10 protein-coding genes and 1 pseudogene are annotated in these 14,125 nt (G+C 65.2%); 6 read left to right on the forward strand and 5 right to left on the reverse strand.

Annotated elements, in window-relative coordinates:
- Positions 1–13: 13 nt before the first annotated feature.
- On the forward strand, positions 14–1,708 hold the full coding sequence (gene purH / locus C489_RS00975; RefSeq protein ID WP_006429217.1) for a bifunctional phosphoribosylaminoimidazolecarboxamide formyltransferase/IMP cyclohydrolase: 1,695 nt from the start codon (positions 14–16) through the stop codon (positions 1,706–1,708).
- Positions 1,709–1,853: 145 nt separating this feature from the next.
- Here purH and C489_RS00980 read toward each other — a convergent pair whose 3' ends face one another.
- Entirely contained in the window at positions 1,854–2,768 is a 915-nt protein-coding gene (locus C489_RS00980; protein WP_160163625.1) for a hypothetical protein, read from the reverse strand.
- A 225-nt stretch (positions 2,769–2,993) separates the two neighbouring features.
- Between C489_RS00980 and C489_RS00985 the strand changes: the two genes are divergently transcribed.
- Entirely contained in the window at positions 2,994–4,337 is a 1,344-nt protein-coding gene (locus tag C489_RS00985; protein WP_006429219.1) for a glycerate kinase type-2 family protein, read from the forward strand.
- Positions 4,338–4,414: 77 nt separating this feature from the next.
- Here the strand turns inward: C489_RS00985 and C489_RS00990 are convergent, their stop codons facing one another.
- Both C489_RS00990 and C489_RS00995 read right to left on the reverse strand, forming a co-directional pair.
- Positions 4,415–5,776 carry a GntP family permease gene (locus C489_RS00990; RefSeq protein WP_006429220.1) on the reverse strand — a complete coding sequence of 454 codons (1,362 nt, stop codon included), beginning with the start codon at positions 5,774–5,776 and terminating at the stop codon, positions 4,415–4,417.
- Positions 5,777–6,024: 248 nt separating this feature from the next.
- Positions 6,025–6,858, reverse strand: coding sequence for an amidohydrolase family protein (locus tag C489_RS00995; RefSeq protein ID WP_006429221.1), 834 nt, complete (start codon positions 6,856–6,858; stop codon positions 6,025–6,027).
- A 187-nt stretch (positions 6,859–7,045) separates the two neighbouring features.
- Here C489_RS00995 and thsA point away from each other — a divergent pair, with 187 nt between their 5' ends.
- Together thsA and C489_RS01005 are read left to right on the forward strand one after the other, a co-directional pair.
- A complete protein-coding gene (gene thsA / locus C489_RS01000; RefSeq protein WP_006429222.1) occupies positions 7,046–8,590 on the forward strand; it encodes a thermosome subunit alpha in 1,545 nt (514 codons plus the stop codon).
- A 119-nt stretch (positions 8,591–8,709) separates the two neighbouring features.
- Positions 8,710–9,086 (forward strand): annotated as a pseudogene (locus C489_RS01005) (HalOD1 output domain-containing protein).
- Between the two features lie 37 nt (positions 9,087–9,123).
- On the opposite strand, the gene C489_RS01010 reads toward C489_RS01005, so the two are convergent.
- Positions 9,124–9,975: an SAM hydrolase/SAM-dependent halogenase family protein gene (locus C489_RS01010; protein WP_006429224.1), complete on the reverse strand. Its 852-nt coding sequence runs from the start codon at positions 9,973–9,975 to the stop codon at positions 9,124–9,126.
- Between the two features lie 81 nt (positions 9,976–10,056).
- On the reverse strand, positions 10,057–10,575 hold the full coding sequence (locus C489_RS01015) for a nicotinamide-nucleotide adenylyltransferase (RefSeq protein ID WP_006429225.1): 519 nt from the start codon (positions 10,573–10,575) through the stop codon (positions 10,057–10,059).
- Positions 10,576–10,874: 299 nt separating this feature from the next.
- On the opposite strand from C489_RS01015, the gene lonB reads away from it, so the two are divergent.
- Together lonB and C489_RS01025 are read left to right on the forward strand one after the other, a co-directional pair.
- Entirely contained in the window at positions 10,875–13,037 is a 2,163-nt protein-coding gene (lonB, locus tag C489_RS01020; protein ID WP_006429226.1) for an ATP-dependent protease LonB, read from the forward strand.
- Positions 13,038–14,111 (forward strand): CPBP family intramembrane glutamic endopeptidase, encoded by a 1,074-nt coding sequence (locus C489_RS01025; protein ID WP_006429228.1) that lies wholly within the window; start codon positions 13,038–13,040, stop codon positions 14,109–14,111.
- Positions 14,112–14,125 lie beyond the last annotated feature (14 nt).

Genomic DNA, 14,125 nt, shown 5'->3' on the forward strand with positions numbered 1-14,125 from the left:
CGCGGGTTCGACCATGACGCGAATCGCCGGGATGGCCGGCAACCGAGGGCGCAACCTGTTGAACATCGCCGATCGCAACCCGGGCGGGGCCGAACTGGCCGTCGTCCTGACGACCGACGCGGACGCGCCGGTGCTCGAGAGCGCGGCCGAGCGCGGGATTCCGACCGAGGTCGTCCCGCTCGAGGACGAGATGAGCCGCAGCGAGCACGAGGAAGCGGTGCTCGAGGCGCTGTCCGACTACGAGTTCGACCTCGTCTGTCTGGACGGCTACATGCGGATCCTCTCGGACACGTTCCTCGACGAGGCACCCACCACGCTGAACGTCCACCCCGCCCTGCTGCCCGCGTTCCCCGGCATGGACGCGTGGGGCGACGCGATCGAGGCCGGCGTCTCGGTCACCGGCTGTACGGTCCACGTCGTGACTGACGCGACCGACGAGGACGGGAACGTCGTCGAGGACGATGTCGACGCTGGCCCGATCGTCACCCAGGAGCCGATCCCGGTCTACGAGGGCGACGACGAGGACGACCTCAAAGAGCGGGTCCTCTCCGAGTGCGAGTTTCGGGCGTATCCGCGCGCCGTGAAGTGGTTCGCCGAGGGCTCGGTCGACGTCGATCTCGAGGCGGGCGAGGCGCGAAGCGCCTCGGATAGTCGCGCGGGGAGCGAAGCGACCCGCAAGACCGGCGAGGTCGCCGTCGACGCCGATGTCGCGACCGCTGAGGGGGACGATCACGACGGTCTGCCCGCCCGCAGGCTCGTCTCGGACGACCGCGCGGACACGCTCCGCTACGGCGAGAATCCCCATCAGGACGCCGCGGTCTACACCGACTACACCACGGACGAGGCAAGCGTCGTCCACGCCGACCAGCTAAACGAGGGCGCGAAGGCGCTCAGCTACAACAACTACAACGACGCCGACGGCGCGCTCAACCTGATCAAGGAGTTCGACGAGCCCGCGGCGGCGGTCATCAAACACACCAACCCGGCCGGCTGTGCGACCGCCGATTCGCTCGCCGAGGCCTACGAGAACGCCCTCTCGACGGACGCGATGAGCGCCTTCGGTGGCATCGTCGCGCTCAACCGCGAGTGCGACGCCGCGACCGCCGAGCAGATCATCGACTCGTTCAAGGAAGTCGTCGTCGCGCCCGGCTACACCGACGACGCTCTCGAGGTGCTCTTCGAGAAGGACAACCTGCGTGTGCTCGACGTGGGCGAACTCGGCGACCGAACTGAACGCTTTACCGAGAAGCCGCTGGTCGGCGGCCGACTCGTCCAAGAGCGAGACCTCCAGTCGATTTCGGCCGACGACCTCGAGGTCGTCACCGAACGCGAGCCCACTGCGGACGAACTCGAGACGATGGTCTTCGCGTGGCAGACGCTCAAACACATCAAGTCGAACGGGATCCTCTTCGCGGACGGCACGGAGACGGTCGGCATCGGCATGGGGCAGGTCTCCCGCGTCGACGCCGTCCGGCTGGCGGCGATGAAGGCCGACGAGCACGCCGAAGGGAAAGACGCCGAGGGCGCGGTCATGGCCTCGGACGCGTTCTTCCCGTTCCCGGACGGTATCGAGGAGGCCGCGGAGGCGGGTATCGAGGCAGTCATCCAGCCCGGCGGTTCGGTCAACGACGAAGATGTGATCGAGGCCGCGGACGAGCACGGCATGGCGATGGCGTTTACGGGGCAGCGGTCTTTCAGACACGACTGAGAATCAGTGGGGAGTGCCGGAAGACCAACTCGCTTTAGCGCTTTCAGCATGCCTAACAGCTGTAATCAGGTGATGCGGCCGAAGTTTCGATCGGTTACTGTGGTCGTGGCGACACCGCGAGATCTCTGTGATCGCCGCCTCTGCATTATAATAAATCAATATACATGTCTTCCGGTGCTGCTTCGGCCCGGATCGTTACCAACCTCCCTTCCTGCGTAACGTCGGTGATATCCACGCCGTCGTTCACAGAGTCCTCGTAGTTTGATCTGATCTCGCCGACATCGATCCCCCCTTCGTCGGGGTATAGGTCAACAAGGACGTAATCGAGTTTCCCCTGGGATAGCTGTTGAGTTGTAACGTGTCCGACTCGCTCGTCGTCCGCGGCGGCGTCGACCTTCGTTTCGGTCGGTACCTCTCCCTCGATGACTAACGGAGAGCCAATCGAACCGAGCAGGTCGTCGAACGCGTCGCTTTCGTCGATAAACCGACTTTGGTCGCCCTCGAGGGTGTCGATCATGAGTTCGAGTTCCGTCCGCGTATCGCTGTCTGGCCCGTACGATCCGTAGGCCGCGAGCAGATACTCGTCGGACGCCGCGAATACGGACCCGCCCGAGGACTGCGTGTATATGTCGAAGTCGCCGTAACTGTTGGTGAACTCAAGTTCGCCGTCGGTACTCAGAATGTCACCTTCGAACGACCCTCTGAGGAGGTGGAAACTGTTAACGTCGAGTGCGTATTCGATCGAATCGACCGCGAGATTCTCGCCGAATCGCTCTCGGTACTGGTTACGTATCGAGTCCTCCTGTGTGAATTCGTCGCTCTCGAGCAATCCCGAGATATCGGTGTATCCGAACGGCCCTTCGCTAGCACCGATTTCGTCAGGGTCGTACAGCCACTTGGTGAAAGCCGTGGTCTCGCTTCCCCCATCACCGCTTTCCGGTTCGTCGGTTGTTGAGTCCTCACTCAATACGTCAGTACAACCAGCAAGCCCTGCAACACTGCCTACAACCCCCATCCGAAGCACGCTCCGTCTCGATTTCATACGAATCTGAAGCGTCACTATCCGTTTAAATATATGGGATCTGTCTTGTATTCTCATATATAGTATAATTTCGACAGTTAGGTAGCATGTCTCTACCGCTCCGTCCCGAACCCGTAAGTTTATCTGCTTCTGAATGACGGAACCCCCTATGATCGACACAGAACGCAACTCTCAACCGTCGGATTTGGGGCGAAGCACAACTGTTGACGTGACTGATCGGCCCGCAGTAACAGGTGACAACACGTGATCGAAGACCGCGATCGACTCGCCTCGAGCGAGGCCCGCGAGGCCGCACTCGCCTGTGTCGAAGCCGGGATCGAAGCGGGCCACCCCCGCACCGTCGTCCGCGACGCCGTCGCGCTCGAGGGCGACACCCTCCGGATCGCCGACGCGACGTACGATCTCACGGAATACGACGAGGTCGTCGTCCTCGGCGGCGGCAACGCCGCGGCACACGTCGCCGTCGCGCTCGAGACCGTGCTGGGCGATCGGATCGACCGCGGCGTCGTCGTCACGGACGACCCCGTCGAAACGGAGCGCGTGACGGTCCGCGAAGGTGATCATCCGGTGCCGAGCGAGCGCGGCGTCGACGGAACGAAAGCGGTGCTCGAGGCGGCGGACGCGGCCGACGAACGGACGCTCGTGCTGGCGGCGATCACCGGCGGCGGCAGCGCCGTCATGCCCGCCCCCGCGGGCGACGTGTCGCTCGCCGATCTGCAGTCGACGACCGACGCCTTGCTCGAGAGCGGGGCCGATATCGGCGAGATCAACGCGGTCCGCAAACACCTCTCGGCGCTGAAGGGTGGCCGACTGGCTCGCCGCGCGGCCCCCGCGACGGTCGTCTCGCTGATTCTCAGCGACGTCGTCGGAAACGATCTGAGCGTAATCGCCAGCGGTCCGGTCGCGCCCGACGCGTCGACGTTCGACGAGGCGCTCGCGGTCCTCGAGCGATACGAGATTGACCCGCCCGACGCCGTCACGGCACACCTCGAGCGCGGTGTGGCCGGCGAGATCAGCGAGACGCCGGGCCCCGCCGATTCGGCGTTCGAGACGGTCTCGAATCACGTCGTCGCCGACGGGATGACCGTGCTCGAGGCGGCCAGCGACGCGGCGGCAGAGCGGGGCTATGACCCACTCGTGCTCTCCTCGCGCGTCCGCGGTGAGGCCCGCGACGCGGCCACGACGCAGGTCGCGATCGCGGAAGAGATTCGGGCAACGGGGACACCGGTCGAGCCGCCGGCCGTCGTCCTCTCCGGCGGCGAGACGACGGTGACGGTCCGGGGTGACGGAACTGGCGGGCCGAATCAGGAGTTCGCGACGAACGCGGCGCTCGAACTCGAGGCCGGCGGTGAGGGGGGAGACGGTAATATCGCGGTCGCCGCGGTTGACACCGACGGCATCGACGGCGCGACCGACGCGGCCGGCGCGCTGGTCGACGGCGAGACCGTCGAGGACCCCGAAACGGCGCGTGCGGCCCTTGAAGAAAACAATGTCTATCCGTATCTCGAGGCCCGCGACGGCCTCGTTCTGACGGGGCCGACCGGAACGAACCTGAACGATCTGCGGGTGCTGGTCGTCCGGTCGTAGCGTCCGCTCTGCCCGAGACGAGACGGGAGTCGAGAACGGGTATCCGATTCCCGGGTCAGCCGCGAACGGGAGCGATCTCAGAAGATCAGTCCCGCGACGTTTCGAAGCACGACGATCCAGAGGATACTCGAGACGCCGAGGACCAGCGTCGCGAGCGTCCAGGCCTGATAGGCCGTCTCCGTTTCCATGTCGGAGAACTCCGTGATAATCCAGAAATAGGAGTCGTTGGCGTGGCTGACGGTCATGCTCCCCGCGCCGATCGCGAGGACGGTAAACACCTGGCCGATTTCGGTGTTCAGGCCCAGCGAGCCCAGCAGCGGCGCGACGAGGCTGGCGGTGGTCAGGATCGCGACCGTCGAGGAGCCGAGTGCGGTCTTCATCGCCGCGGCGACGACGAAGGCGGCGAAGAGGCCGATACCGAGCCCGCCCAGCGTGTCGGTGATGAATCCCTCGAGGGGAAGCGCGGAGAGGACTTCGCCGAACGCGCCGCCGGCACCGGTGACGGCGAGGATGACGGCGGCGTTCGTGATCCCGTCGGAGACCCAGTCGTCGGTCACGTCGCTGGTGAAATCGGGTACGATCGCGAAGGCGATGAACGCGCCGATGATCAGCGCGACGGCGGGGTCGCCGATAAAGAGTAGCCAGCGCTGGAGGGTGCCGGTGATCAGTTCTGGACTGTCGGCCTCGGGATAGGCGGCGATCGAGCCGAGCGCGATGAGCGCGATGGGGACGAGCAGCGGCGCGAACGATGCCGCGCGCGAGGGCATCGTGCCGTACTCGGCTTTGATCTCCTCGATCGTCATTTCCGGATCCGGATCGATGTGGTAGTTCGAGGCGACCCTGTCGGCCCACGTCGCAGCGACGAAGACGATCGGCGCGCTGACGATGAGGCCGGCGAGCATGACGAGGCCGATGTCGGCACCGATGATCCCTGCGGCGGCGATCGGGCCGGGCGTCGGCGGGACGAACACGTGGGTGACGTAGAGCCCGCCCGCGAGCGCTACGCTGAGGGTCGACAGCGAGAGTCCGGAGCGCTGGGCGAGCGATCGGTTCAGTCCGGAGAGGATGACGAATCCGGAGTCACAGAACACCGGAATGGAGACGATACTTCCCGTGATCGCCATCACTTGGGTCGTGTACTCCTCGCCGATGTAGCCGAGGATCGTCTCCGCGATGACGATCGCGGCACCCGACCGCTCGAGGCAAGTGCCGATGATCGTCCCGGCGATGATGACGATCCCGATGTAGCCGAGGATGCCGCCGAACCCGTCGGTCACGAGCGAGGCGACCTCCGCGGGGTCGATCCCCGCGACGAGGCCGGTCAGGTAGGCGGCGAGCAACAGTGCGAGAAACGCGTGCAGATCCAACTTCGCCGTGGCGACGATGATGAAGGCCACCGCCGCGGCGAGCAGCAGTATCAATGCGAATCCGTCGAGCATGCGGTCGATCCCCGTTCATGAACTATGATGAGTGTGTCGGTCCGCCAGCGATCGTGATATTCGAAGCAGGTGTAGAACGTAGATATAGCCCGATATCGGGCGAATAGAATATGTCGGTCGAAATTGCACAGAACCTGCTCGTCGATTCAATCGCGAGCCGCGGTGGATCACCGGTCGTCGTGAGCGGAACAGTTGCGTGAGAGCGTCGCGAGCGACCGGACCGATGACGGCACGGCGTCGATCGAACCCTAACTCCGCTGTGTCGCAGCCGGCGCGAGTTCCTCGATCACGCGACAGGCATTTTTCGAGAACGCGCGCCGGAGCAGGTCTTCAGACACGTCGAGGGTCAAAATCTCCATGACGGCGACGTTGGGGTGGCAAGCGGGCGCGCCGCTGCCGAAGAAGACGCGGTCGGGGTGTTCTAACAGCGCCCGCTCGAGTTGCTCGCGATACCGGACGAAACTCGTCTCGAGGTAGCAGTCGTCGTAGGCCTCGAGCAGGTCGATCATCTCGTCCATTAGCTCGCGGTTCAGGGGGTGGCCGCCAAAGCGGCCGACGACGACCGGAAACGAGCGCTCGAGGACGACCTCGGCAAGCGTCTCTGGCGGCGCGTCGACGCCGCCGCGGACGATTACCGGGAGGTCGACGTCCTCGAGCGCGGCGAGGACCTCCTCGTCGGGGTAGTCGTCGACGGTGGGGTCGAGGACGAAGCCGTGAAAGCGGTCGTCGTAGGCGTACTTCTCGATGTCGCTGGGGGAGGTGTGGTGGTCGTCGCGGCTGGCGACGGCGTTGCGAAGCCGCCCGGTGGCTTTCCGGCCGGGCGTCTGGGTGCCGTTAATCCGGGCGAAGGCGACGAAGGGCCGGTCGACGCTCCGTCTGGCGACGCCGTTGTTCGGCGCGAGGTAGCTCGTGTTGGGCTGTGACGGCGGGTAGACGACCGATTTGGTGATTCCCGCCTGGTGCATCTCCCGCTCGAGCCGATCCGGCCCGATCGCTCGGCTGGCCGGGTCCCCACCCCCGTCGGTTGGCGGCAGCCGCGTCGCGATATCGACGACGCGAAACTCGTGTTCCAACTCCAGCATCTACCGACCAGTTTCGTGTCGACCCATATTTTGCTACCGGCCCGTCGACCGGGTCGCCTGTGTCCGGTTCACACGCGCAATCGCAAGACGGAGCGGTGGTTGGAGAGAAAGACTTATATAGAAGTGCTAACGACATGGTTAGTGAGGAACAACGATGGCACAACAGCGACGCATGGGTGGGCAGCCCATGTTCATTATGAGCGAGGATAGTCAGCGAACGCAGGGCCGCGACGCCCAGTCGTCGAACATCATGGCCGGCAAGGCCGTCGCCGAGTCGGTACGGACGACACTCGGACCCCGCGGTATGGACAAGATGCTCGTCGACTCCGGCGGGGACGTCGTCATCACGAACGACGGCGCGACCATCCTCAACGAGATGGACATCGAGCACCCCGCGGCCCAGATGATCGTCGAAGTCTCCGACTCCCAAGAGGAGGAAGTCGGCGACGGGACGACCACGGCTGCGGTACTCGCTGGCAACCTGCTGGGCGAGGCCGAGGACCTCATCGAGCAGGACGTCCACGCGACGACGATCGTCGAGGGCTATCACGAGGCCAGCGAGATCGCCCTCGAGGCGATCGCCGAGCAGGTCAACGAGGCCGACGTCGACGACGAAATCCTGCGACAGGTCGCCGAGTCGTGCATGACCGGCAAGGGCACCGGCGGACTCACCGCCGAGTCTCTCGCCGAGACCGTCGTCGACGCGATCCGCCACGTCGATACCGACGCGGGCGTCGCACGCGACAACGTCACCGTTCACACGCAGATCGGAGCCTCCTCGAACGCGACCGAACTCGTCCCCGGGATCATCGTCGACGAGGAGCCCGCCCACGACGGCATGCCGAGCGAGGTCGAGGACGCGTCGATCGCCATTCTGGACGTCGAACTCGGCGTCCGAACCGGCGATGTCGACGCTGAGTACGCCATCGACTCGATCGACCAGCTCAACGCAGCCATCGACGCCGAGGAAGGCGAACTCGAGGGCTACGCCGAAACCGTCGCCGAGAGCGGTGCTGACGTCGTCTTCACGACCGAAGACGTCAACGACCGCGTCGCTAACGCGCTCGCAAACGAGGGCGTCCTCGTCTTCGAGGGCCTCGGCGACAGCGACGCCCGACAGGTCGCCTCCGCGACCGGCGCGCGCCGCGTCGGCGACCTCGACGACCTCGAGGAGTCCGACTTCGGCTCGGCCGACCGCATCCACACCGAGACCTACGGCGACGACGACCTCGCCTTCGTCGAAGGCGGCGCGGCCGCCGAGACGGTCACCGTCTTCGTCCGCGGCGGCACCGAACACATCGTCGACGAACTCGAGCGCGCCATCGGTGACGCCCTCGACGTCGTCGCGACGGCGCTGGAATCCGGCGAAGTCGTCCCCGGCGCGGGCGCGACCGAGATCGCGATCGCGGACAAGATCCGCCAAGAAGCCGCCGGTATCGAGGGCCGCAAACAGCTCGCCGTGACGGCCTTCGCCGACGCGGTCGACATCATCCCCCGGACGCTCGCGGCCAACACCGGCCGAGATCCCATCGACGTGCTCGTGGACCTCCGTGCCGCCCACGAGTCCGAGGGCCGAGCGGGACTGATCACCAGCGGCGACGAGGTCACGATCGACGATCCCTTCGAACACGGCGTCGTCGACCCCGCCGACGTCAAACGCGAAGCCGTCGAGAGCGCGACCGAAGCCGCCACGATGATCGCCCGCATCGACGACGTCATCGCCGCCGAATAACGTCGCTGTTCGCGGCAGCCGTTTCAGACACCCGTTTTTTGTTTGGGCGCACGATACGGCGACGACCGTCGCTGTCGGCCATCATTGTTAAGTGTTAACATTCATTAGTTAGATATGTTATGTCCGGACCCGCTCCGCGAGAGACCCTGACGCCGATCGGTGCCACTGACGGTCGCACGGTCTACTACGACGAGGGGGAGGGAACCTACCACACGTGGTGTGACGACGGCGCGTACGAGCCGGTGAGCACCGCCCTGCTCCTGTCTCTTATACACATCNGGTGCTCGGGGTCGAACCCGACGACCTCGAGGCGCTCTCGGAGTGTATCGAACCGGACGCCCTGAACGCCCTGTTCGTCCACTGGCGGGGCGACGAACCGCGAGTCGGCGACGGCTCGATCTCGTTTACGTTCTCGCGGTGTCACGTCACGGTCCGCGCCGACGGCGAGATCGTCATCGATCCGACGCGACGGAACATCGTGCTGGCCGACGGCTGACCGACCCGTGGCCACGACCCGCGTTCGCCCGCTCGAGTCAGTCGGGACCGTCTGAGACCGGCTCGAGGACGACCCGATCACCGGGCTCGAGACCGAAGGCGTCGTCGCCACGGCCCCGATTCACGTCGAGTTCGACGTAGCCGTGGCTGCCGACGGTCGCGAGTCGCTCCCCGACGGGGACGGCCGCGAACGTCTCGCCGACCGGGACGGGGTCGCCGTTCGCCGCCACCCGTTCCCGCCCGTCGAGGTACGAGCCGGGGACGTTCGTGATCGCGTTCCCGAAATCATCGACGACTAGCACCTCGCCCGCCGCTCGTTCGTCCTCGAGGACGGGGTCCGGAAACTCGAGGTCGGCGGCTATCGGGGTCGGCTCGAGCCACTCGAGCGAATCGAGCGCGCCGGTATCGGCCTCGTGGACCGCGGCTGCGGCGGGGGCGAAAACGTCCCGGCCGTGGAAGGTGTTGCTCCGTCGCTGGGACGATCGATCGGCGTTCCCACTCGAGTCGGCCATCGAACCCGTCGGCGTCGTCGGTTCGACGGGCTCGAGGGCGTCCTCGTCGATCGCGCCGGACTCGAGTCGGTCCGTGCTCCCTGCGAGTCGCCGCGCCGCGGGGAGCAAGACGCCGTTGTCGGGCCCGACGAGGGTGTGGTCGCCTGCGCGGAGAACGATCGCGTTCCGCTCGGTCCCGACGCCGGGATCGACGACGACGAGATGGGTCGCGGGCGGGAAGTACGGCAACACCTCTCGGAGCCAGAAGGCGGCTGTCCGAACGTCCTGTTGGGGGAAGTCGTGTGCGACGTCGACCAGTCGGGCGTCCGTTCGCTGCAACAACACTCCTTTCATGGCGGCCGGGTACGGCGTGCCGAAATCGGACGCGAGCGTGATCATGGGCTGTCGTAGGTCACCAACGGTGAAAATCGATCCGTCTCCGCCCGGCTGTGGGACGTGCTATCGGGGGTTCGAAACCCGTTACTCCCCGTTCGAGTCCGAGCCGCTGACCATCTGAATCCGCTCGATGCCGTTCATCTCCTCGACGACCCCGACGACGGGTTCGGGAACGAGCGACTCCCAGTCGCCGCCGGTGATCATCCGCTCGCGGACCTCCGAGCCCTCGAGGACCTCGCGGTTGAACATCGGCGACTGGCGGATCTCGATGCCGGCCTCCCGAAAGAGCTGGATGACCAGCGGGTTGTTCGAGTAGGCCACGTCGAAGTCGGGGCTCATGCTCTGGACGTGGCTGACCCAGACCGAATTGCGCTCTAAGTCCTCAATCGGGACGGCGTAGGTGACGAGGTCGTAATCGACGAGCGACTTCGTGATCATCATGATCCGTTCGCCCGCGGTAAACGGGTTGCGGACGGTATGAGAATCGTCGGCGCTCCCGATTCCGAGGACGAGTTCGTCGACATCCTCGGCGATCTGTTCGACCATGCTCTGGTGACCGTTGTGGAAGGGCTGAAAGCGACCGATATAGAACCCCCGAGTCATAGCGAGACCTGCTCGGGCACGGCGCTTAAGCGTGGCGAGTCGCCCACGGCTCGAGGCGGCACCAATCGATCGAACGAGTGCAACGGTAGTTTTCACCGCTCGTCTAGTGGCTTTGCTCGTGACCGGTCACGGAACCATATGTTCCATAAAAACAGAACGTGTATGAAAAGAGCGAGCGCTGTGACCTGATTTCCTCCGTCGACCGCTGTTCTCTCCGGTATCAGCGACTGACACCATCCTCCGCATGGAGAAAGTATATCAGTCGCAATCCCTTCGAATCAGGTACCGAACAGAGTTCTATGAGTAACGATACGAACGTTGACGACCCTCCCGAAGACGCTTCGGAACCCGCTCCTGACGGGGATGTCCCCGCCGAGCAGTCCGAGCGTCAGGGAGACCGGTCGCCGCCTGAGGAGGACGGCGACCGTCGCACCGACGTCGACGATCCGATCGACGAGTTCGAGCCGTCGCCCGATGAGGAGGACGGCGACGACATCGAGACCGTCGAAGACCTCGGGAGTACCGTCGAGGTCGACCCGGGCGTCGAGGTCGACGAGGATATCGCCGAGGATGACCTTCTCGGCGGCCTCAAGATCGACTCCACGGCGGACATCGAAGTCCCCGATCGGCTCGTCGATCAGGTCATTGGCCAAGACGAAGCACGAGATATTATCATCAAGGCAGCGAAGCAGCGCCGGCACGTTATGATGATCGGTTCGCCGGGGACCGGCAAGTCGATGCTGGCGAAGGCGATGAGTCAACTGCTTCCGAAGGAGGATCTTCAGGATGTCTTAGTCTACCACAACCCGGACGACGGCAACGAGCCGAAGGTCCGAACTGTTCCCGCTGGGAAGGGCGATCAGATCATCGACGCCCACAAGGAGGAAGCCCGCAAGCGCAACCAAATGCGGTCGATCCTGATGTGGATCATCATCGCGGTCGTCATCGGCTACGCGATCCTCAGCCCCGCCAGCATTCTGCTCGGCGTCCTCGCGGCCGGGATCATCTGGCTGATCTTCCGCTACACCTCTCGGGGCACCGACGCGATGGTGCCCAACATGATCGTCAACAACGGCGATCAGCGCGTCGCGCCCTTCGAGGACGCGACCGGTGCCCACGCCGGCGCACTGCTGGGCGACGTCCGTCACGACCCGTTCCAGTCCGGCGGCATGGAGACCCCGAGCCACGACCGCGTCGAACCGGGCTCGATCCACAAATCCAACAAGGGCGTGCTGTTCGTCGACGAGATCAACACGCTCGACATCCGGACCCAGCAGAAGCTGATGACGGCGATTCAGGAGGGCGAGTTCGCCATCACGGGCCAGTCCGAGCGCTCCTCGGGCGCGATGGTCCAGACCGAGCCCGTCCCCTGTGACTTCATCATGGTCGCCGCCGGGAACCTCGACGCCATGGAGAACATGCACCCCGCGCTCCGCAACCGGATCAAGGGGTACGGCTACGAGGTCTACATGGACGACACCATCGAGGACACCCCGGAGATGCGGCGCAAGTACGCCCGCTTCGTCGCCCAGGAGGTCGAACGCGACGGCCGCCTGCCCCACTTCACCGACGACGCCGTCGAGGAACTCATCCTCGAGGCGAAACGTCGCTCGGGCCGCAAAAACCACCTCACGCTGCTGTTCCGCAGTCTCGGTGGACTGGTCCGCGTCGCAGGCGACATCGCCCGCGCCGAGGACCGCGAGAACACCACCCGCGACGACGTGCTGCAGGCAAAGCGCCGCTCGCGCTCGATCGAGCAACAGCTCGCCGACGACTACATCGAACGCCGCAAGGACTACGAACTGCAGGTCAACGAAGGCGGCGTCGAAGGCCGCGTCAACGGCCTCGCCGTCATGGGCGAGGACTCGGGGATCATGCTCCCCGTCATGGCCGAGATCGCCCCCGCACAGGGCGGCGGTCAGGTGATCGCCACCGGCAAGCTCCAGGAGATGGCCGAGGAGTCGGTCCAGAACGTCTCCGCGATCATCAAGAAGTTCTCCGACGTGGACCTCTCGGAGAAGGACATCCACATCCAGTTCGTCCAGGCCGGCCAACAGGGCGTCGACGGCGACTCCGCCTCCATCACGGTGGCGACCGCCGTTATCAGTGCCCTCGAGAACATCCCGATCGACCAGTCGGTCGCCATGACCGGCTCGCTGTCGGTCCGCGGCGACGTGCTTCCGGTCGGTGGGGTCACCCACAAGATCGAAGCCGCCGCCAAGGCCGGCTGTAGCAAGATCATCATCCCCGAGGCGAACAAACAGGACGTGATGATCGAAGAGGAGTACGAGGAGATGGTCGAGATCATCCCCTGTTCGAACATCAGCGAAGTCCTCGATGTCGCCCTGATGGGCGAACCCAAGAAGGACTCGCTGGTCGACCGCCTCAAGTCGATCACGGGCACGGCGTTCGACCAAGGCTCCGTCAGCTCCGCTGGCGGCTCGAATCCCAGCCCGCAGTAAATGCCCCAGTGGGCGGCGTTCGTCGGCATAACGGGCGTCGTCCTCGTCTTGCTGCTCGTTTTATCGCGTCTGACCCAATCCTCGTTTAGCGACGGCGACCTCGGCTCCGACGAGGAGTCCGATCGTTCATCCGAACCGCCGGTCGACGGCGACGCCGACCGCGCCGATATCGCGGTCGACATTCCCACTGAAAACGCCGAGTCCAGCCGGTCCAAACGCGGCGAGACGAACTCGGATTCGGCCAATGTGCCGGCACGCGATCCCGCCGAAGGCACTCGAGTCGCTGACAACTCCTCGAGGCCGCGGTCGTCCTCGAGCGCCACAGAGACCATCGATAGCGACGACCGAAACGAACGGACTGCCGCTGATCAAACCGCACCACCCCGCGACTCGAGGCCTGAACGCGATCCGGCCGCTGCTGACGTCGATCGCCGCCGGCCGGCCGATCGTGGCGTCGATCCGGACTCGCTGTCGACCGGGATGGTCCTCGCGAACGTCGCCTTCTCACAGGGACTGTTCGCGCTCGTGTTGCTCGGCGCGGCGGTCTACACGGCGATTCCGGCGTCGGCACTCGGCATCGAGTTCTCCGTCTCGGCCCTCGAGACCGGCCTGCTCTGGGGGGCGGCCGCCGGGATCGTCTTCTACCTCGCGAACGAACTCGCCGCGGCGATCGCGACGCACCTCGGGTTCGATCACGAGGAGGACCTCCGCGAACTCCTGTCACCCGATTCGATCGGCGGTTGGCTGCTCCTCTTGGGCGGCGTCTTGCCGATCATCGCCGTCTTCGAGGAGTTCCTCTTCCGGGCGGCGATGATCGGCGTCCCCGCCGCCGGCTTCGGCGTCTCGCCGTGGCTGCTCGCGGTCGTCTCCTCGATCGCGTTCGCGCTCGGCCACGGCATGCAGGGCTCGATCGGCGTCGTCGTCACGGGCCTCCTCGGGTTCGTCCTCGCGGCCGTCTTCATCGTCACCGGAAGCTTCCTGGTCGTCGTCGTCGCTCACTACCTCGTCAACGCTCTCGAGTTCGTCGTCCACGAGGGGCTGGGTCTCGAGTGGGCCGAGACCCTCGAAGGCTAAGGGCCGGGAGCCGA

Source organism: Natrinema versiforme JCM 10478, assembly GCF_000337195.1.
In the GTDB taxonomy this organism is placed as follows: Archaea; Halobacteriota; Halobacteria; order Halobacteriales; family Natrialbaceae; genus Natrinema; species Natrinema versiforme.

Bases quoted from the DNA above. Each gene is read 5' to 3' on its own strand.
- lonB (WP_006429226.1), top strand. From the start codon at position 10,875: ATGAGTAACGATACGAACGTTGACGACCCTCCCGAAGACGCTTCGGAA.
- C489_RS01025 (WP_006429228.1), top strand. From the start codon at position 13,038: ATGCCCCAGTGGGCGGCGTTCGTCGGCATAACGGGCGTCGTCCTCGTC.
- C489_RS00990 (WP_006429220.1), bottom strand. From the start codon at position 5,776: ATGCTCGACGGATTCGCATTGATACTGCTGCTCGCCGCGGCGGTGGCC.
- thsA (WP_006429222.1), top strand. From the start codon at position 7,046: ATGTTCATTATGAGCGAGGATAGTCAGCGAACGCAGGGCCGCGACGCC.
- C489_RS01015 (WP_006429225.1), bottom strand. From the start codon at position 10,575: ATGACTCGGGGGTTCTATATCGGTCGCTTTCAGCCCTTCCACAACGGT.
- C489_RS00995 (WP_006429221.1), bottom strand. From the start codon at position 6,858: ATGCTGGAGTTGGAACACGAGTTTCGCGTCGTCGATATCGCGACGCGG.
- C489_RS01010 (WP_006429224.1), bottom strand. From the start codon at position 9,975: ATGATCACGCTCGCGTCCGATTTCGGCACGCCGTACCCGGCCGCCATG.
- purH (WP_006429217.1), top strand. From the start codon at position 14: ATGACGCGAATCGCCGGGATGGCCGGCAACCGAGGGCGCAACCTGTTG.